Origin of the sequence: Halococcus agarilyticus (assembly GCF_000334895.1) — an archaeon.
GTDB classification, from domain to species: Archaea; Halobacteriota; Halobacteria; order Halobacteriales; family Halococcaceae; genus Halococcus; species Halococcus agarilyticus.
On sequence record NZ_BAFM01000002.1, the window covers coordinates 1 to 19,175 of the forward strand.

20 protein-coding genes are annotated in these 19,175 nt (G+C 67.8%); 9 read left to right on the forward strand and 11 right to left on the reverse strand.

The features are described from left to right. Nucleotides 1–181: 181 nt before the first annotated feature. Nucleotides 182–2,449, reverse strand: a complete 2,268-nt coding sequence (locus tag TX76_RS01490) for a CDC48 family AAA ATPase (RefSeq protein WP_049898586.1) — start codon at nt 2,447–2,449, stop codon at nt 182–184. After that, nucleotides 2,446–2,685 (reverse strand): DUF7127 family protein, encoded by a 240-nt coding sequence (locus TX76_RS01495; RefSeq protein ID WP_049898587.1) that lies wholly within the window; start codon nt 2,683–2,685, stop codon nt 2,446–2,448. The genes TX76_RS01490 and TX76_RS01495 overlap by 4 nt, the downstream gene beginning before the upstream one ends. Nucleotides 2,686–2,918: 233 nt before the next feature. Here TX76_RS01495 and TX76_RS01500 point away from each other — a divergent pair, with 233 nt between their 5' ends. Both TX76_RS01500 and TX76_RS01505 read left to right on the forward strand, forming a co-directional pair. After that, nucleotides 2,919–3,707 (forward strand): alpha/beta fold hydrolase, encoded by a 789-nt coding sequence (locus tag TX76_RS01500; protein ID WP_049898588.1) that lies wholly within the window; start codon nt 2,919–2,921, stop codon nt 3,705–3,707. A 36-nt stretch (nt 3,708–3,743) separates the two neighbouring features. Continuing rightward, complete coding sequence (locus tag TX76_RS01505) at nt 3,744–4,772, forward strand: A24 family peptidase (protein WP_049898589.1); 1,029 nt, start codon at nt 3,744–3,746, stop codon at nt 4,770–4,772. A 61-nt stretch (nt 4,773–4,833) separates the two neighbouring features. Here the strand turns inward: TX76_RS01505 and TX76_RS01510 are convergent, their stop codons facing one another. Next, complete coding sequence (locus TX76_RS01510) at nt 4,834–5,499, reverse strand: hypothetical protein (protein WP_049898590.1); 666 nt, start codon at nt 5,497–5,499, stop codon at nt 4,834–4,836. Beyond that, nucleotides 5,496–5,867 carry a cupin domain-containing protein gene (locus TX76_RS01515; RefSeq protein ID WP_049898591.1) on the reverse strand — a complete coding sequence of 124 codons (372 nt, stop codon included), beginning with the start codon at nt 5,865–5,867 and terminating at the stop codon, nt 5,496–5,498. Before TX76_RS01515 ends, TX76_RS01510 begins: the two co-directional genes overlap by 4 nt. 178 nt (nt 5,868–6,045) lie before the next feature. Between TX76_RS01515 and TX76_RS01520 the strand changes: the two genes are divergently transcribed. Next, nucleotides 6,046–6,273: a hypothetical protein gene (locus TX76_RS01520; RefSeq protein ID WP_049898593.1), complete on the forward strand. Its 228-nt coding sequence runs from the start codon at nt 6,046–6,048 to the stop codon at nt 6,271–6,273. A gap of 36 nt (nt 6,274–6,309) precedes the next feature. Continuing rightward, nucleotides 6,310–7,011, forward strand: coding sequence for a DUF5828 family protein (locus tag TX76_RS01525; RefSeq protein WP_049898595.1), 702 nt, complete (start codon nt 6,310–6,312; stop codon nt 7,009–7,011). A 7-nt stretch (nt 7,012–7,018) separates the two neighbouring features. On the opposite strand, the gene TX76_RS01530 is transcribed toward TX76_RS01525, so the two are convergent. After that, the gene (locus TX76_RS01530) at nt 7,019–8,425 is read right to left on the reverse strand and encodes a hemolysin family protein (RefSeq protein WP_049898596.1); all 1,407 of its coding nucleotides are present in this window, start codon (nt 8,423–8,425) and stop codon (nt 7,019–7,021) included. A gap of 185 nt (nt 8,426–8,610) precedes the next feature. Here TX76_RS01530 and TX76_RS01535 point away from each other — a divergent pair, with 185 nt between their 5' ends. Genes TX76_RS01535 through TX76_RS01545 form a run of 3 tightly spaced genes read left to right on the forward strand, consistent with a single transcriptional unit; the run spans nt 8,611 to nt 10,006 of the window. Next, nucleotides 8,611–8,904 carry a glutathione S-transferase N-terminal domain-containing protein gene (locus tag TX76_RS01535; protein ID WP_049898597.1) on the forward strand — a complete coding sequence of 98 codons (294 nt, stop codon included), beginning with the start codon at nt 8,611–8,613 and terminating at the stop codon, nt 8,902–8,904. Then, a complete protein-coding gene (locus tag TX76_RS01540; RefSeq protein WP_049898598.1) occupies nt 8,904–9,416 on the forward strand; it encodes a redoxin domain-containing protein in 513 nt (170 codons plus the stop codon). The genes TX76_RS01535 and TX76_RS01540 overlap by 1 nt, the downstream gene beginning before the upstream one ends. A gap of 2 nt (nt 9,417–9,418) precedes the next feature. After that, the gene (locus TX76_RS01545; RefSeq protein ID WP_049898599.1) at nt 9,419–10,006 is read left to right on the forward strand and encodes an L-threonylcarbamoyladenylate synthase; all 588 of its coding nucleotides are present in this window, start codon (nt 9,419–9,421) and stop codon (nt 10,004–10,006) included. 3 nt (nt 10,007–10,009) lie between these two features. On the opposite strand, the gene TX76_RS01550 is transcribed toward TX76_RS01545, so the two are convergent. After that, nucleotides 10,010–10,666 (reverse strand): CRISPR-associated protein Cas4, encoded by a 657-nt coding sequence (locus TX76_RS01550; RefSeq protein ID WP_049898600.1) that lies wholly within the window; start codon nt 10,664–10,666, stop codon nt 10,010–10,012. 490 nt (nt 10,667–11,156) lie between these two features. Next, a complete protein-coding gene (locus TX76_RS01555; protein WP_049898601.1) occupies nt 11,157–13,382 on the reverse strand; it encodes a CDC48 family AAA ATPase in 2,226 nt (741 codons plus the stop codon). 137 nt (nt 13,383–13,519) lie between these two features. On the opposite strand from TX76_RS01555, the gene larC reads away from it, so the two are divergent. Beyond that, on the forward strand, nt 13,520–14,848 hold the full coding sequence (gene larC, locus TX76_RS01560) for a nickel pincer cofactor biosynthesis protein LarC (protein WP_049898602.1): 1,329 nt from the start codon (nt 13,520–13,522) through the stop codon (nt 14,846–14,848). Here the strand turns inward: larC and TX76_RS01565 are convergent. From TX76_RS01565 to TX76_RS01575, 3 genes are all read right to left on the reverse strand, one after another. Further along, on the reverse strand, nt 14,820–15,242 hold the full coding sequence (locus TX76_RS01565) for a hypothetical protein (RefSeq protein WP_049898603.1): 423 nt from the start codon (nt 15,240–15,242) through the stop codon (nt 14,820–14,822). The two genes, larC and TX76_RS01565, sit on opposite strands and share 29 nt — an antisense overlap. A 148-nt stretch (nt 15,243–15,390) precedes the next feature. Next, a complete protein-coding gene (locus TX76_RS01570; RefSeq protein WP_228842277.1) occupies nt 15,391–16,014 on the reverse strand; it encodes an NUDIX hydrolase N-terminal domain-containing protein in 624 nt (207 codons plus the stop codon). Further along, nucleotides 16,011–16,742 carry a hypothetical protein gene (locus tag TX76_RS01575; protein ID WP_049898604.1) on the reverse strand — a complete coding sequence of 244 codons (732 nt, stop codon included), beginning with the start codon at nt 16,740–16,742 and terminating at the stop codon, nt 16,011–16,013. The genes TX76_RS01570 and TX76_RS01575 overlap by 4 nt, the downstream gene beginning before the upstream one ends. A 116-nt stretch (nt 16,743–16,858) precedes the next feature. Here TX76_RS01575 and radB point away from each other — a divergent pair, with 116 nt between their 5' ends. Continuing rightward, nucleotides 16,859–17,554, forward strand: a complete 696-nt coding sequence (radB, locus tag TX76_RS01580) for a DNA repair and recombination protein RadB (RefSeq protein ID WP_049898605.1) — start codon at nt 16,859–16,861, stop codon at nt 17,552–17,554. 461 nt (nt 17,555–18,015) lie between these two features. Here the strand turns inward: radB and TX76_RS01585 are convergent, their stop codons facing one another. After that, entirely contained in the window at nt 18,016–19,158 is a 1,143-nt protein-coding gene (locus TX76_RS01585) for a CBS domain-containing protein (protein WP_049898606.1), read from the reverse strand. Nucleotides 19,159–19,175: the final 17 nt, after the last annotated feature.

The following is a 19,175-nucleotide window of genomic DNA, read 5'->3' on the forward strand; positions in this document are numbered from 1 at the left end:
GAAGGGCGAGGACGCGAGTGAAACGAGCGCCCCGAGGGCTTCGGCGGTGGTGGCGGTTGCGGAAAGCGCTAGCGACTGTACCGCGAGCGCCCGTCAGGGCGCGAGCGGGTGTTTTTGGTGGAGATTTTTGCGAGGAGTGGTGGGCGAGCGAAGCGAGCGCACCCGACGAAGTAAAAAGGTCCTATTGGAAGGTGCGACCGACGTCGCGCTCCTCTGCTGGTTCGCCGCTGTCGAAGCGCTCCTGGATCTCGTCGTAGCGCTCGCGGGTCTCCTCGGTCACGCTCGCGGTCACTTCCGAGAGCGCCTCGTCGAAGTGGCTCTCGTCGATCCGGACGTTGCCGACGCTGCCGTCGATGTCCTCGGGGTCGACGCTCTCGATGAACTCTCGGGTCGCAGCCATCGCGGCCTCGCGGGTGACGGCCTCGATGTCAGCGCCGACGTAGCCCTTCGTCCGGCGGGCGAGATCGGCGAGGTCGATGTCGTCGGCGAGCGGTTTGTCCCGGGTGTGGACTGCGAAGATCGCCTCGCGGGCGTCCTCGTCGGGCACCGGGACGTGGACGTGGCGATCCAGTCGGCCGGGCCGGAGGAGCGCGCTGTCGATCAGGTCCGGCCGGTTGGAGGTCGCGATCACCACGACGTCCTCCAGCTCTTCGAGCCCGTCGAGCTCGGTCAGGAGCTGGGAGACGACGCGCTCGCCAACCCCGGAGTCGCCCATGTTGCGGCCGCGCTCGCCCGCGATCGAGTCGATCTCGTCGAAGAAGATGACGGTGGGAGCGTTCTCGCGCGCCTTGGAGAACACCTCGCGGACGCCCTTCTCCGACTCGCCGACGAACTTGTTGAGGAGCTCGGGCCCCTTGATCGAGATGAAGTTCGACTCGGCCTCGTTCGCGACCGCTTTGGCGAGCAGCGTCTTGCCCGTGCCTGGCGGCCCGTACATCATCACGCCCTTCGCGGCGTTCATGTCCATCGCCTCGAACACCTCGGGGTAGTCAAGCGGCCACTGGACGGTCTCGCGCAGGCGCTCTTTGGTGTCTCCGAGACCGCCGACGCTCTCCCACGTCACATCCGGGACCTCGACGAAGACCTCCCGGAGCGCGCTCGGCTCGATGCCCTTGAGCGCGCCCTTGACGTCCTCGCGAGTGACCTGCATCGATTCGAGCACCTCGGCGTCGACCTCTTCCTCGTCGAGGTCGAGCTCGGGCCGGATGCGCCGCAGCGCGTTCATCGCGGATTCCTTGGCGAGGCTTTCGAGATCCGAGCCGACGAACCCGTGGGTGTTCTCGGCGTACTGGTCGAGATCGATGTCGTCGGCCAGCGGCATCCCGCGGGTGTGGACCTGGAGGATCTCCTTCCGACCCGCCTTGTCGGGCACACCGATCTCGATCTCGCGGTCGAACCGGCCGCCACGCCGGAGCGCGGGATCGATCGCGTCCACGCGGTTGGTGGCGGCGATCACGGTGACCTGGCCGCGCTCCTCCAGTCCGTCCATCAGGCTCAGCAGTTGCGCGACGACCCGGCGCTCGACGTCACCCGAGGTGTCGTCGCGCTTGGGTGCGATCGAGTCGATCTCGTCGATGAACACGATCGCGGGCTCGTTCTCCTCGGCCTCGTCGAACATCTCGCGGAGCTGTTCCTCGCTCTCGCCGTAGTACTTCGACATGATCTCCGGCCCGGAGATGGTCTCGAAGTGGGCGTCGATCTCGTTCGCCACCGCCTTCGCGATCAGCGTCTTCCCGGTGCCGGGTGGCCCGTGGAGCAACACACCCTTCGGCGGCTCGATCCCCAGCTGCTGGAACAGCTCGGGGTGGCGCATCGGGAGCTCGATCATCTCGCGGACCTGTTCGAGCTCGCGGTCCAACCCGCCGATGTCCTCGTAGGTCACGGAGGGTGCGCTCGCACCGCTGCCGCCGCCCGTAGCGTCGGAGACGATCTCCTCGGCGGGCTTCTCGCTCACTTCGATCTCGGTGGTCTCCGCGACGATCACCGTTCCCTCGGGGTTCGTTTCGGCGACCTTCAGCGGGATGCGCTGACCCGACCCGCCCGAGAACGGGCCGAAGCCGAGCGAGAACGGGATGGTCTGACCCTGGGTGATCGCCTGACCCGAGAGCTTGTCCTGGATGTACGGCCCGACGTTCCCCCGGATGCGGAGGTTCTGGGGCAGCGCCACCGTGACGGATTGAGCGGGCTTGACGTCGGCCTTCTCGATCGTGACGTGATCGTCGATCCCGACCTGGGCCTCGCTGCGGAGCTGGCCGTCGACCCGGATCACGTTCTGGCCCCCGTCGTCGGGGTAGCCAGGCCAGACGCGCGCGATCGCACGCCCTTCGCCGCCGTCGATCACGATGTAGTCGCCGTTTTCGAGGTCGAGCTCGTCCATCGCGGCCCGATCGACCGCCGCGAGGCCGCGACCGGCGTCCTTCTGCTTCAGGGGTTTGACGGTGAGCTTCATCGTTCCACCGCGACGGTAAGCACGCCGTTGTTGATACCGGCTTCGACGGTGCCCGACTCTGGCACCTCGAACTCGGCCTGGTCGTCGCCGTCGATCACCATCACGGTGCTTCCGGCGACGTCGACCGTCGCCTCGCCGAGACCGACGTCGACCGCGTAGACCACTTCGTCGTCGTACTCGTACCGGCGGAGTCCGCCGGTGTCGCGCTCGTCGAACTGCTGGAGGTTCGGTGTCATCCTAACCCTTGGTTAGTTCTACTACTATATAAATCTGTCTCTGACGACCACCCCACGTGGTGGGTGTAGTCGTCGAACGCTCGTGTTGTGGTTCAGGCTCGGGATGGCGATGTCATCGGGTCGAATCTCCCGGCGATCGAACGACGGTTTCGGGGTCTCGCTCGCGCCGCGTTCGTTCCGAGCGATCGACCACCCCTCCGACAGTATATGTGCGTCGCCGACGAACCTAGTTCATGGAAACCGTCACCCACGGTGGCCGGACGACGGCCTACGAGCGGGCGGGCGACGACCGGGAGGGCGCGTCGGTCCTGTACGTTCACGGCAGCGGGGCGAACAGGGAGGTCTGGCGCGCCCAGTTGGACGACGGCCCGCACCCGGCGATCGCGCTCGATCTGAGCGGCCACGGCGACTCCGAGGACGTCGACGCCGACGCGGGCTACGAGGCGCTCTCGGCGTACGCCGACGACGTGCTCGCGGTCATCGAGGCGACCGACCCCGAGATCCTCGTCGGCAACTCGCTCGGCGGCGCGATCTGCCTCCATCTCGTCCTCGAACGCGACGTATCGCCCGCAGGATTGGTGCTCACGGGCACCGGCGCGAAGCTCGCCGTGATGGACGACCTGCGCGCGTGGCTCGACGAGGAGTTCGATCGCGCGATCGCGTTCCTCCACGCCGAGAACCGACTGTTTCACGACCCCGCCCATCCGGCAGTCGAGAACTCGAAAGCCACGATGCGCGAAGTCGGCCAGGCGACCACTCGCCGGGATTTCGAGACCTGCCATCGGTTCGACGTCCGGAGACAGCTCGGCGAGATCGACGCCCCGACGCTCGCGGTCTGTGGCGAGCACGACGGGCTGACACCGCCGCGCTACCACGAGTACCTCGCCGAGAACGTGCCGAACGCGACCGCCACCATGCTCGCGGACGCCGCCCACCTCGCGATGATCGAGCGTCCAGAAGCGTTCGACGACGCGCTCTCCGGGTTCGTCCACGAAGTCGGGGACGGCACGCACCGATCCTGAGGAAAAACCTTTGTTCCAGCGCGTGCCCCCTTGACCGTGAACGCGTCCGTCGACCTGCTCCGGCTGCTCGCGCTCCCCGTGCTCGGGTGGGCCGCCCGCGAGGACCTGCGGACCCGCCGGGTGCCGAACCGGACGTGGCTCCCGCTCGTCGCTCTCGGGGGCGCGCTGCTCGCGGCCGAGGCGTGGACGGTGTACCACGGCGGACTCGCCACCGAACGCCGGCTGTTCGCCGTCCGGGTGGCCGTCAGCGTGGGCGTGATCGCCCCGCTCGGCTATCTGTTCTTCCGGCTCGGCGCGTTCGGCGGCGCGGACGCGAAGGCGCTCGTCGCGATCTGTCTGTGTTTTCCGACGCCACCCTCGTATCTCCTCCCGGCGACGGGAGTCGTGCTTCCGGTCGCGGCCACGAGCGGCGCGTTCGCGGTGACGATCCTCACGAACGCGGCGCTCGTCGGCGCGGTCTACCCGCTCGCGCTCGCCGCGCGGAACGCGCTCGCGGGCCGGGTCGGGCGGGCGATGGCGATCGGTCGACCGATCGCGTGGGGCGAGGTCACGCGGACCCACGGCCGGCTGCTCGGGCACGCCAACGGGCTGACCGCGGGTCTCGACCTCGACGCGCTCCGGATGTATCTCGCGTGGCGCGACGCCACCCTCGCCGAGCTTCGCGCCGCGCCCGCCGAGGGCCGCGATCCCGAGAGCCTCCCGGCCGAGCCGCGCGCGCCGGGCGACGGCCGGATCGACGCCGCCACCGACGGCGGCCGTCGGGCGACTGGATCGGCCGATGAGGCGAGGATCGCTCCCGACGGCGCGGGAGCGGGGACCGATCGGGCGACGGCGAACGAGCCCGCCGATCCGTGGGGCGCGGCGGCGTTCTGTGACGACGTGGCGGACGCCTACGGCGCGACTCCAGGGAGCCTCCGCGGGGCGCTCGGCGAGCTCACGACGGCAGAGTCGGTGTGGGTCTCACCCGGCGTCCCGTTTCTCGTCCCGCTCTTTTTCGGCCTCTGTCTCGCGCTCGTGTACGGTGACCTGCTCTACGCCGGCCTCGCGGCGGTCGGGGTGACCTGAACCGCCAGGCCGTGGCACGCTGCCGATCGGAGCCAACTGCGGACCGCGGGCAGAACGCGGTTCAGCGACGGACGCGCGCCACGATCCGACCGAGCAGCCCCGATCGGTCCGTGTCGTCGCCCCAGAGCCGGAACGCGTCGGCGACGTCGGCGTTCCGGCTGGCGGCGAGGGTCTCGCGGTCGGGTTCGACGATCACGAGGTTGATCTCGTAGTGGCCGTGGTAGCCGTACTTCAGCAGCGTTCGATCTTTGAATCCCTCGACGAACGACCGGGTGTCGTCGTCGAGCGTGTCGGCTGCGACTGCGAACGTGAAATCGGTGCTGAAATGTTCCTCGTTCGGCTCGACCCACTCGTCGGCGAGCGCGTGGCCGAGGTCGACGAGGCGTTCGAGTTCCGCAACGCCGGTCCGGTCGACTCGGCGGACGAACAGGTGTTCGCCCGACTCGTGGTGGCCGTAGGAGAGCGCGGAGTGGAGGAACTGCTTGTGGCTCTCGACGTGAAGTGTGCCGTAGAGCGTGAACCGCTCGCCCCGGGTTCGGAAATCACGTTCGAGGTCGTAGTTGAACTGGAGCCGGTCGCTCACCCGGTCGACGTACTCGTCGTCCCAGTCGGGAACGTCGGGATGGGTGACGACGTCGTGGTCGGCGTCGCCGGAGCCGTCCGCCGGGGTGACCGCCGCCGTCGCGTCGGTTTCGTTCCGTTCACCGCCGTTCGCGTCGGCGGTCATGGCTCGTAGGCGTGGACGTCGCCCTCGGTCGGGGGCGCACCGATCGCGAGCACGTCGACCGGGGTCTCGGCGTCCTCGGGATTGAGCGCGCGCTGTGGGCTGCCCGGATCGACGACGAACAGCCCGTCCTCGGACAGTTCGTGGGTCTCGTCGGGCGTTTCGACGTGGAGCGTCCCCGAGAGGACGTAGAAGGCTTCCTCCTGGTCGTCGTGGTAGTGGTAGGCGAGCGGGAGCATCTCGCCGGGCGCGGCCCGGTACCGGTTGATCGCCATCCGGTCGAGCCCCGCCGGGTCGGTGAGGCTCCGAAGCTCGCAGGGACGGTCGTCGCTCGGCGTGACGTCGTCGGTGTCGAGAACGCGATAGCCCATGGGGGCGTGACGGGGGGCGCGAGTAAAATACTGCCGGGGATGGGGTTGCCGACGGAAGGAGAACCACGGATATCGGTCTCGGTAACCGCAGCCGGGTTCACGACGTTTCGTTCCCGGCAGTAGATCGTACGGCTCACACGAACGTTTAAACGCCTGCTCGGCGTAACGCCGGGCAACCATGGGTGGAACTGACCGCGAGGCGTGTGGTCGGTGTGCCATGACCTCCGTGACCGACGTGGCCGCGGACGGGAAAACCGACGAGGACCGTGAATCGGCGGACCCGTTCGCCGGCGCGCGCATCGAGCTCTCGGAGGGGGAGCTGCGGAGCGTGTCGCCGTCGGCGTGGCTCGGCGGGGCGAAGCGCCGGCTCAACGCGGTGGCGACGCGTCTCACCTACGGGAAGTAGCCGGATTCGACGAACACGAGAGGACCACAGGACTCGATGGAAGAGAGCATTTCAGGCTTCAAGGTGCGGGGCGGGTGGAACGACGCGGTCGAACACGGCGAGCGGGTCACCCACGCGCTCGCCGAGCTCGGGACCGAGGGCGAGGCGTTCGAGGAGTGGGACGAGTGGCGGCCGAAGAGCCACGAGCGCCTCGGCGAGGACGTCAACGAGAAGACCGCAGACCAGGCCAGCATCGAGGAGGGCGAGGGCGAGAAGGCGGGGAAGGAGCCGAACGAGGACCTCCTGAGTGCAGGCGAGAAACTCAGCGAATCGTACGACCGGCTCGACGATCCCGACGAGGCGGTCGATACGTGGAGCGAATCGCTCGATTACGTCGCGCGCGCGGCCGACTCCGCCGGTCGAAAGGCGGTCCGCACCGTCGAGGACACCGTCTACCGCAACGTGATGACCCAGGTCGCACCGTACTACTTCGACAACGAGCTCGTGAGCGCGAACCTCCAGCGCTCGGCGCGCGCCCGCGAGGGCGACGACGACGGCTACGTCTTCGAGGTCAACGTCAACGACGACGACCTCAAGGAGCAGGTGTCCGATCGACTCGCCGAGTACGACGACGAGGTCGATCGGTGGCACGTCGACACCCCGAAGAACGTGGAGGCGCTCGAAGCCGCCGAGGGCGGCGAAGTGCCCGAGGAGACGGCCCCCGACAGCGAGTCGGACATCGACTTCACGACGAACTGACTCGGACTCAGTCCATCTCGCCGGTTCCGCCGTCGGCCTCGGCGGTCGCTTCGGCGTCCACCTCGGCGTCCGACAGCCGGTGGACGCGTGCAGCCGTGATGCGGGTGTTCTCGACGGATTCGACCGTGATCTCGACCCCATCGTACGAGATGGTCTCGCCCGCCTCGACCAGACGGCCCGCACGGTTGAAGATGAACCCGGCGATGGTCTCGAACTCCTCGCCCTCCGGGAGGTCGATGTCGAGCGCCTCGTTGACCGCGTCGATGTTGACCTCGCCCTGCGCCACGAGCGTGTCGTCGTCGACGATCTCGATCGGTTCGTCCTCGCCACCCTCCAGGATCTCGCCCACGATCTCCTCGATCATGTCCTCCACCGAGACGATGCCTTCGGTGGTGCCGAACTCGTCGATCACGATCGCGATCCGGAGCCGGTCGGCGCGCATCTCCCGAAGGAGGTCGTCGACGTTCTTCGACTCGGGGACGTGGAGCGTGGGCTGGATGAGATCGTCGAGTTCGACCTCGACGGTTTCGCCGTAGTTCAGGTCCCGGACGAGATCCCGGATGTTGACGACGCCGATGACGTTGTCGAGGCTGCCCTCGTACACCGGGATGCGGGCGTGACCGCTCTGAACACACGTCTCGATCGCCTCCTCGACCGTGGACTCGGCGTCGATCGCGGTCACGTCGAGCCGGGGCGTCATCACCTCCTTCGCGATAGTGTTGTTGAAACGAAAGATGCGCTGGAGCATCTCGCGTTCGTCCTCCTCGATCACGCCCTCGCGCTCGCCCGTCTCGATCATGTCCTGGATCTCGTCACGGGTCACGTAGGAGGTCTCGATCGCCGACCCGCCACCCGTGATCCGGTTGATCTGGCGGGTGAGGTAATCGAAGAACACGATCAGCGGGAGGAGGACGTACTCGGCGAGCTTGAGCGGGCGCGCGATCGAGAGCGCCCACGACTCGGTGTTCTCGACCGCGTAGGACTTCGGTGCGCTCTCGCCGAACAGGAGCACGACCGCGGTGATCCCGAAGGTGGAGATCGCCACCGCCGCACCCTGGGAGTAGTACAGCGCGAGCAGCCCGGTCGAGATCGACGTCATCGCGATGTTGACGAGGTTGTTCCCGACGAGGATCGTCACCAGCAGGCGGTGGGGATCGTCCTTCAGCTGTTTGACCAGCTCCGCACCCGGTTCGCCGTCCTCGACGAGCTTGTCGAGCCGGTGGGAGGCGAGCGAGAACATCGCGATCTCCGAGGAGGAGAAGAACGCCGAGAGCCCGATCAGCACGAGGATGACGCCCACGCCGATCGCGGTGAACGCCGTCTCGGTGATCTGAAACCAGAGAACGTCCACCTGGAGGACGGTGGCGACTGTTGACGGGCCGGACGGAGCCGTCGGCAACGGAGGTATGCCCATAGCGACGTGGCGACCTTGCCTGCCGGCCGGATTAAACGTTCGCATGGTCGATACCGTCCGTCGGGTCGATCCGACGGCGGGGCGAACCGCTCGACGGGCGGCCGAACCGACACGAACGGCGGTTCGGCGTTCCGATCGGTGGGAGAGCCGAAGGGCTTAGGCGCGTCTCGTGCAAAGGAGGGGTGATGAGCACCGAATCAGCTCCCGCCGCCGATCCCGCCGGAACCGACCGACTCACACTCTACCGGCTGCAGGCGTGTCCGTTCTGCGAGCGCGTCGTCCGTCGGCTGGACGAACTCGGCGTCGACTACGAGTCGCACTTCGTCGAACCGCTTCACTCCGAACGCGACGTCGTGAAGCGCATCAGCGGCAAGCGCACCGTGCCGGCGATCGTCGATCCCAACACGGGGGTCACGATGTCCGAGAGCGCGAACATCGTCGCGTATCTCGACGGCACGTACGGAGACGAGGGGGCCTGATGGCGGCGCTCGACTTCGAGGTCGTCGAACTCGACGCAGCCGACAACCCCGCGGAGGGCGACGAAGCGCCGGACTTCACCCGGCCGCTCGTCGACGCCGAGGAGTGGCGCGATGTCGCGCTCTCCGATCTGCTCGACGACGGGCCAGTCGTTCTCGTCTTCCATCCGATGGACGGGGCCTTCCCCGCGACGTACGTCTGGAACGAGATCCGGGATCGAGGGTGGACCGACGAGATCGCGGTCGTCGGGTGCTCGATCTCGACGCCCTACGCGCACAAGCGGCTGATCGCCGAGCGCGGGATCGACGCACGACTGTTTTCCGACCCACAGAACGGTGTCGCCGAGCAGTACGGCATCGTCAACGACCTCGACGGGATGGCTGGCGTCGCGGAGCCGCGGCCCGCGGTGTTCGTGATCGGTGACGACCGCACGATCGAGTACGCGTGGGTCGCGAGCGAGTGGCCCGACTTCCCCGACTACGACGACGTCGAGGCCGCGATCGACGCGCTCTGATCGTGGTCGACCTCGCGAGCGCCGCCGCGGCGATCCGGGAGGGCGAGGTGGTCGTCTACCCGACCGAGACGGTCTACGGCCTGGCCGCGGACGCGCTCTCGCCGGGGGCGGTCGAGCGCGTGTTCGCGGTCAAGGGCCGGAGTCGCGAGAAGCCGATCTCGCTCGCGGTCCCCGACGTCGCGGCGGCGGCGGAGTACACCCGCCCGACCGCACGGGAACAACGGTTCATGCGTGCGTTCCTGCCCGGTCCGGTCACCGTGCTCGTCGAGGCGCGCGAGACGGTTCCCGATGTCCTGACCGCCGGTGGAGACCAGGTCGGGGTGCGCGTACCCGACCACCCGACCGCGCTCGCGCTCCTTCGCGAGGTCGCCCCGCTCACCGCGACGAGCGCGAACGTGAGCGGGAACCCCAGCGCGAGGCGGGCCGACGACGTCGATGGTGCGGTTCGGGAGGCGAGCGCAGCGGTGATCGGCGGCGGCGAACTCCCCGGAACCGAGAGCACCGTGGTCGACGTCGCCGAGGACACGATCCACCGACGCGGCGCGCGCGCCGACGAGATCGCGGCGTGGCTCGACCGCAGTGGGGAGTAGTAATCAGCCGAGCCCGAGCAGCGAGCGGAGCGAGCGGGTCTTCACGCCGCATTCCTCGCGGTACTCGCAGTGTTCGCATTTCGCACTGTCGTCGAGGCGCGGCGGCGGTCCGTCGATCGATTCGAGCGTTCGGACCGCGCGACGGTAGGCCGCCTTTCGCCGCGTGGTGAGCGGGACTTCCCGAACGATTCCGTGGGTCGGGTACTCGACGAACGCCCGTTCGACCGGCGTCTCGCGCTCCCAGGCGAGCGCCTTCGCGGCCGCGACGGCGTGGACAGTCTGAGAGTGCCAGACGCCGTTTTCGGGCGGGCTGCCGGCCGATAGCAGCGACGGGGTGGGCGAATCGAGTTCGAGCACTTTGTGAGCGATCCCGCGACACTCCTTGCCGGTGAGGAAGACGTCGCGCGCGTCGGGGCGACAGAGCGCGTCGAACGCATCGAGGCGCGCCTTCGCACACGAGAGATTCGAGCGGTACTGGGTCGGCGTGACCGCGATCGGTTCGCTCGCGAGATCAGCGCCGTCGAGGAGATCGGGATACCGGAAGGCGAGGTCACGGCGCTCTTCGACCTCGGGCGGCGGATCGCGGTCGTCGTCCTGCCATCGGTAGTAGCACTTCCGGGGGCAGTACGCCGCCGTTCGAAGGTCGCTGAACGCGTGCATACCACGCGGTGGTCGCGGCTTCGGTGATAAACGCTCGCACGGTGAGGCGGTTGCGGTGGTGGAGCGGTAGCGGTGGCGGTGTGTTGGCGGTGGTGGTAGCGGTGGCGGTGTGTTGGCGGTGGCGGTGTGTTGGCGGTGGCATGGTGGCGCGGTGCGGAGCCTGGCGTCCTGACGAACGAAGTGAGTCGAGGCTCAGGAGAGCGTTGCTCTCCTGGCGGATGAAGGGCGACGGCGTGAGCGGTGGGTGGCGCGAACGTAGTGAGCGCCGCCGAGCGAACGGGGAGCGGAGCGACCCGTGAGCAACGCGAGCGCCCGAGGGCTTCGGCGGTGCTGTACGGGGCGGTTGCGGGGTGGTCGCGGGGAGTGCCAGCAGTTCTACCGCGAAGCGACCGCAGGGAGCGAGCGGGTGTTTTTAGCGTCGATTTTTGCAAGGAGTGGTGCCCGCAGCGCGCCGCAGGCGCGCGAGGACACCCGACGCAGTAAAAAGGTACTACTGGAAGCCGATCCGACCGCCCGCCCGGTCGCGGCCGGTGTCGGTCCCGCCGCTCTCGAACTCCTCGGCCATCCGATCGTAGTAGTCGAGGATGTCGTCGGTGATGGTCGGGCGGACCGAGTCGAGCGCCGACCGGAAGTGACGCATCTCGACGGTTTCGGCCTCCGAGTCGTCCCGGAGCGCGTGGATCGCAGCCTCGCGTGCGATGGATTCGAGATCGCTCCCCACGTAGCCGTCGGTGATCTCGGCCATCTCGCGCAGGCTCACGTCCGCCGCGAGCGGCGTGTCGTCGGTGTGGATGCCGAGGATGCGCTCGCGGCCCTCGACGTCGGGCTGGCCCACCATCACGAGCCTGTCGAATCTCCCGGAGCGGATCAGCGCGGGATCGATCATGTCCGGTCGGTTGGTCGCGCCGATCACCATCACGTTCTTCATGTCCTCCAGGCCGTCGAGCTCCGTGAGGAGCTGGTTCACGACCCGCTCGGAGACGTTCGAACCGACGTCGCCGCCACGGCTCGGAGCCAGACTGTCGAGCTCGTCGAAGAAGATCACGGTTGGCGAAACCTGCCGGGCCTTCCGGAACGTCTGGCGGATCGCCTTCTCCGACTCGCCGACCCACTTCGAGAGCAACTGGGGTCCCCGCACCGAGATGAAGTTGGCGTTGGTCTCGTTCGCGACCGCCTTCGCCATCAGGGTCTTGCCCGTTCCGGGCGGTCCGTAGAGCAACACGCCCGAGGGTGGCTCGATCCCCAACCTCGTGAATCGATCGGGGTTCGAGAGCGGCCACTCGACGGATTCTTTGACCTGGCCCTTCGCGTCGTCGAGCCCGCCGACGTCGTCCCACGTGATCTTCGGGAGTTCGACGAGCACCTCACGCATCGCGCTCGGCGAGACCTCGTTCAGCGCCCCGTCGAAGTCGTCGCGCTTGATGATCATCCGGTCGATCAGCGACGGCGGCACCTCCTCGCGGTCGAGGTCGATCTCGGGGAGATACCTCCGCAAGGCCTTCATCGCCGACTCCTTCGTGAGGCTCTCGATGTCGGCCCCGACGAACCCGTGGGTCTCGTCCGCGAGGTTCGCGAGGTTGACGTCGTCCGAGAGCGGCATTCCGCGCGTGTGGATCCGGAGGATCTCCTCGCGGCCGCGCTCGTCAGGTACTCCAATTTCGATTTCCCTGTCGAACCGGCCGGGCCGGCGGAGCGCGGGATCCACGCTGTCGACGCGGTTGGTGGCGGCGATCACGATGACCTGACCGCGGCTTTCGAGCCCGTCCATCATCGTCAGGAGCTGGGCGACCACGCGGCGCTCGACCTCGCCGGTGACGTCCTCGCGCTTTGGCGCGATCGAGTCGAGCTCGTCGATGAAGATGATCGCGGGCGACTCCTCGGTGGCGTCCTCGAAGATCTCCCGCAACTGCTGTTCGCTTTCCCCATAGTACTTCGAGATGATCTCCGGACCGGCGATCGAGAAGAAACTCGCTGAGGTCTCGTTCGCGACCGCCTTCGCGAGGAGGGTCTTCCCGGTTCCCGGGGGACCGTGGAGCAGCACGCCCTGGGGCGGCTCGATCCCGAGCTTCTGGAAGATCTGGGGGTGTTTCATCGGGAGCTCGACCATCTCGCGCACCCGCTGAATCTCGCTGTCGAGCCCGCCGATGTCCTCATAGGTGATTCCCCCTCCAGTTTTCTCGAACCCCGAGATCGGCTCTTCGCGGAGTTCGACCTCGGTGTCCTCGGTGACGAGCGCCACGCCATCGGGATCGGTCTCGACCGCGATCAGCGGGATCGCCTGGCCCGGCGAGCGCATGAACGGGTGGTTGGTCGAGCTCATCACGGGGACGATGTCGCGCTCGACCACCGGGCGCTTCAGGATCTGGCGCTTGACCATCCCGGCGGCGTCGGAGCCGAACTGGACCGAGGCCTCCTCGGGCGGCGCGAGCACCAGCTTGTCGGCCTTTCGTTCCTCGGCCTTCCGGATCTCGACGCGCTCGCCGATGCTCACGTCGGCGTTCTGCCGCGTGAACCCGTCGATACGAACGGTATCGGTGTTCCAGTCCTGACGATCCGCGCGCCAGACCTTCGCGGCGGTGGTGTCGCCGCCCTCGATCTCGATGATGTCGCCCGGCGAGAGCTTGAGATGCAGCAGGGTGTCGGGATCTAACCGGGCGATGCCACGGCCCGAGTCGTTCGGGTACGCCTTCGCCACCTCCAGTTGGACTTCGTTCATGGCTGGACCACGGGGATACCTCTTCCTCGGTGCGTAGCGGAGTTATGCCTTTTGCCTGCGCCCCGAGCCGGTTCGAGAGCGCCGGGAGAGGAACGAACGACCGGGCGCTTTTTCGCGCCGGACGACCGCGTTCGGGTATGCGAACGCTTGCCTTCGACGGGCGGATGGGTGCGAGCGGCGACATGCTCTGCGGGGCGCTGCTCGCCGCCGGTGCGGATCCCGGTGTGTTAGAGTCGGTCGAGGATGCGCTCGACGTTCGGTACGCGATCGACGAGGTGACGAAAAACGGCATTCGTGCGACGACGGTCGACGTGCTTCTCGACGCTGACGGCGAACGTGACGATCCCGACGCTGCCGACACGGACGACGGCCACGAACACCACGGCCATCGTCACGGTCGCGACCACAACCACGAACACGGTCACGACCATGCGCATGGCCACAACCACGCGGAGGGGGCGGGTCCCTCGCGGAGCTATCCCGAAGTCATGGATCTCGTCGAGTCGATGGATCTGTCAACGGGTGTCGCGGCCGACGCGCTCGCGATCTTCGAGATCCTCGGGACGGCCGAGGCGGCGATCCACGGCACCGATCTCGACGACACCCACTTCCACGAGGTCGGTGCGGACGACGCCATCGCGGACGTGGTCGGTGCAGCACTCTTACTCGACGATCTCGACGTCGAGCGCGTCGTGACCACGCCGCTCGCGACCGGCGGCGGTGAAGTCACGATGAGCCACGGGACCTATCCAGTTCCAACCCCCGCAGTCGTCGAGATCGCCGAACGCGCCGCGTGGTCGCTCCGGGGTGGCCCGGTCGAGACCGAGCTCCTCACCCCGACGGGCGCGGCGATCCTCACCCACGTCGCCGACGGCGTCGAGCGACTGCCCACGCTCCGAATCGAGGAATCGGGCTACGGCGCGGGCGATCACGAGTTCCCCGAGCACCCGAACGTGCTCCGTGCGCTCGTCGGCGACGGTGAGGGCGGACTGATCGAGGACGACATCCGGGTGCTCGAAACGACCCTCGACGACGCCACGCCCGAGGTGCTCGGCGGGCTCCACGACAGTCTGCGGGATGCCGGCGCGCGCGACGTGTCAGTAATGCCGACCACGATGAAGAAGTCCCGGCCGGGCCACCTCGTGAAGGTGATCGTCAAACCGGAGGACGCCGAACGCGTGGCTCGCAAGCTCGCGGTCGAGACGGGGACGTTGGGAGTCCGCGAGACCGGCGCGCGCCATCGCTGGATCGCCGACCGCGCGTTCGAGACCGCTACCGTCGAGATCGAGGGTGGCGAGTACGAGGTCGACGTGAAGATCGCGAGCGACGCCGCAGGAGAGGTGTACGACGTGAGCGCGGAGTACGACGACGCGGCTGCGGTCGCGGCGGAGACGGGGAGGGCGGTACGGGAGGTCGTGCGCTTGGCGGAGGCGGCGATCACTCGACCGGCGAAAGGGTCCAGCTGAGCTGGCCGCTCCCGTCGACGGAGACCGTCGCGTACGTTCCGCTGCTGGTGTCGCCGATACCGTCGATGGGGTTGAACGCGAACTCGATCGTCTCGTCGTCGCTACCGAGCGTCGCCTCGATCTCGAAGCGGCCGTCCGTGGTGACGAACTCGGGATAGCTCTTGGTCTCGTCGGCGTCGACGGCGAACGTCCCCGAAAGCTCGCTCTCGACGGCCGGCGAGGTGGTCGGTCCGTCGACGACCCGTACCTCGATGACGTGTGCGAGGGAGTGGCTGTTCTCGACGACGAGCGTTCCGGGATCGTAGCCGTCATCGCCGGTGATCGCCGAGCAGCCCGCCACGCCGCCGATACCGCCGAGCGCGAGGGCCCGAAGCACGCCGCGTCGTGAAAGCATCGTATCCGCGTTCCTCTCTATCGCAAAAAAGTTTAGCTTCTGCTGTCATTTCCTCGCCATCCGGCCGGTCGCTGGCTTCTGTATCATCGAAAGCGATGTGGCGGTGCGAGAGGTCGTCCAGGATACGAGGACGTGAGGGGTGAGGATTTCAGCCCGTTCCGTTCTGCCGATCCCGCCAGAGTTCTCGTGCGTCGAGGGCCGGATCGGCGAAGTCCAGCGTCCACGCCGGCACGTCCTCTACTTCCCAGTATTCGAGTGCTTCGCCCTCGTGAGAGAGTTCGAGCGTCCCGCCGACGGGCTCACAGAGGTAGACCAGACCGACGTGACCGTGTGGGTTGAGCTCGTTCGGTTCCATCGGATAGCCATCCACGATGTCGACCGTCTCGACGTCCAGTCCGGTCTCCTCACACGCTTCGCGGGTGGCGGCCGTCGCGGGCGACTCGTACGGCTCGACCGCGCCGCCGGGGATGTCCCATGTCCCGGCCACCGGCCCGTCGTCGGGACGTTTCATCAGCAATATCCGTCCCCCGTCGTCGAATATCGCGGCCTTCGCTCCGATATGCGGCGTGACGTAGCCGAGGTCTCGCGCCAGGCGATCGTGGACGTCCGCCGGCGGACAATCGAGTGTCTCACCATAGTACTCGCTCACGAGTTCGAGCATGCGCTCGTAGCGCTCGCGGTCGTACGGGTCGTCCGCGAAGAAGAGCCCGTTCTGGGCCATCACGCGGAGTTCATCGAGCAGCGGCAGGATGTCCACGCTGTCGTCGGTCATCGGTCCCGGTGCTCCGTGAGCGCTTCCTCGATGGTCAGTTCGCCGGCGGCCACGCGACGTGCGAGCCCCTCGTCGATCTCCCGGTTGCCCTCTGACTGCTCGCGCGAGCGCGCCTTGATCACGTCGAGTTCGCCCACGGTGGGCTCGACGGTGCGCTCCCTGATCCGATCGCCCGAGCGCCGCGCGATGTTGACGGCGGCGAGCACGTCGCCCATCCCACGCGCGCCGGTGCCGAGGTAGGGCGTGGTCCCGGTCTCGTCGACCAGTTCGACGGGAACGTCGAGGTCGTCGATGAGCGCGGCTCCCTTGAGCCGCGCGCCGTCGCCGATCCGGACCACGGGATCGGCCGCGTCGGCGATCTCGTCGGCGATGACGCCTGCTGCGTCGGCGAGCGGGACGTGAAACGCCGCCACGACGACCTCGCCCGAGAACACCGCGATTCCGGGGCGTTCGCCCGGGTCGACGCCGATGATCGTTCGGCCGCCGTCGCGCAGCGTCGCGAGCGCCCTATCGACTGCCCGGCGTGGCTCCTCCGGATCGGCCTCGACGCGCTCGATTCCGGCGGTCGCTTCGGGGTCGAACTCGTCGTCGGTCGTGGTGACGAGCACGCGCGCCCGCTCGGGGAGCGCGTCGCCCGGTTCGACGGTGGTGAACTCGACCCCGCGCTCGCGGAGGTTGGTCACGACCCCATGGTAGACCTCGAAGTCCTCGGTGGCGACGACGATCACTCTCCTGACTTTGCCCCCGGCCCAATTAAACACTCACCCGGGCGGCCCGACGTGATCGCGGGGTGGCCGACGAGGGCGATGGGTCCCTTTTTCATCGGCGGGCGCGAATCGTAGGTGTGAGCGATCCGATCCCGACGGGCTGTGCGACCGTCGACGACCTCCTCGGCGGCGGCCTGGCGCGTGGGGCCATCACCCAGGTGTACGGCCCGCCGGCGGCCGGCAAGACCAACATCGCGCTGTCAGCGGCAGTCGACGTCGCTGCCGGCGGCGGGACGGTCTGCTATCTCGACACCGAGGGGCTCTCAGCCGAGCGGTTCGAGCAGATCGCGGGGGCACGCGACGCCGATCTCGCCGACCTCTCCTCGCGGATCGTGGTCTCCGAGGCGCTCGATTTCACGGAGCAGGAGGAGGCGGTTCGGGACGCCGAACAGCTCGCCGAGCGCGCGTCGCTGATCGTGCTCGACAGCGCGACGGGGTTCTACCGGCTGGAACGCACCACCGAGGAGAGCGGCGAGACCCTCCGGCGAGTGGGTCGCCAGCTCACTCATCTCCTCGGGCTCGCGCGCCGGCACGACCTCGCGGTGCTCGTCACGAACCAGGTGTTCTCCGATCCGGAGTCCGAGTCCGGCCGCGCCAGGCCGCTCGGCGGTCACACCCTCGCGCACCTGACCGGCGTGATCGTCCGGCTCGAACGGTTCAGAGCGGGAAACCGTCGTGCGACGCTCGAAAAGCACCCTGCGAAGGCCGCCGGTGACACCGTTCGATTCGCGATCACGGATACGGGGCTCGAAGCCGTCGAGGAGGAGGTGTAGCGGCTGCGGTGGTGGCGGTTGCGGATGCGGGGCGGATGCGGTGCGGGCCTGGAGGGAGAAGGGCGAGGGCGCGAGTGAACGAAGTGAACGAGCGCCCGAGGGCTTCGGCGGTGCGGGGCGGTTGCGGGGCGGTTGCGGGGCTGGTGGATGTGGAGCGGTTGCGGCTGCGGACCTCGGTGGATCGAGGGCGAGCGACCGCAGGGAGCGAGGGCTCGGGCGGTGCTGTGCAGGAAGGTTGCGGGGAGGCTGGTGATTGTACCGCGAGCGAACGAGCGGGAGTTTTTGGTCCACCGGAAGACGCTTCGCGTCTTCCGAGCTCTGCCTCACTTCGTTCGGCAGAACAGGTTTTTGCAAGTGGGGTCGGCGGAACCGCTTCGCGGTTCCGCCTGCTCGTAGGACGCAGAGCGTCCCACGCTGGTCAAGCGAGCGCGACCCCCCCCCCGCAGTAAAAAAGTGGGCCTCTAGATCTGATTGAGCTTCCGGAGGAGCTGACCCTGACGTTCGGCGTCGCTCCTGATGCCCTTCTGTTCGAGCACGTTGCGTTCGAGTTTGTCGAGCGCGACCCGGAAGGCGCTGTCAGCGCCGTAGCCCTCGCCGGTACCGGCGACCTGGCCCTGATCCGTTCGGAGGCGGATCTGGGTCTGGATCAGCGGCGTGCCGCGGAGTTTTTCTTTGTGTTTGTGAAAGCGGACGTGGGCGTGCTGGACCTGCATCTCCTGGTACTTGTCCGCGACCTGGGTGATCGACTCGCGGATCGACTCCCGGGTGATGGTGTCCAGCAGGTCGATGTTGGTGATCTGGACGTCCATGTGGTCCTCCTCGGTGTAGCTGAGCGCACGGAGGACGTCGGTCTTGGTGAGCACGCCCACGACCGTCCGATCGTCGTCAGTCGGGGTGACGACGACGCCGTTGTAATCGTTGTCGAGCATCCGGGTGACCGCCTCGCGGACGGACGACTCGACCTCGATGGTCGCCACGGGGGCATTCATCATGTCGTAGATCGGGATGTCGAGCATCCGTTCGGAGTCGCCCGACCGGTCGCCCTCGGTGGGCTGGTCCATGCTGCGCACCACGAAGTCGACGAGGTCGTGGGTCGTGACCATTCCGGTGAGGTAGCCCGCCTCGTTCTCGACGGGAAGCCGTGAGATGCCGTGCTCGCGGAGGAGGTTGATCGCCCGGCCGACCTGCGTGTCCTCGGTGACGGTGATGACGTCGTCGGTGTGGATCTGCTCGACCACGAGCGCGTCGAGGTGTTCGAGCACCGCCTCCAAGATTGCGTCGGCGGTGACGATCCCCCAGAGTTCGTCGTTTTCGAACACCGGTGCGACCTTGGTGTTGCCCTCGACGAGCATCCGCGCGACGTCCCGAACGTCCGCCGTACGATCGATGGTCGGGGCCGTATCGGCGAGCGCGCTCACTTTCGTCGAGTCCTCGACGTGAGACTGCATCAGCGCGCGCTGGGTGATCACGCCGGCGTACTCGCCGTCGTTGACGACGATGATCCCGCGCGGGTTCTGCTCTTCGAAGATCGCGCGCACTTTCCCGAGACGCTCGTCGCTCGTGACCTCGGCGTGGTCCGGGGTCGCGATGTCGGCAATATCCATCGTACTCACCCGACATC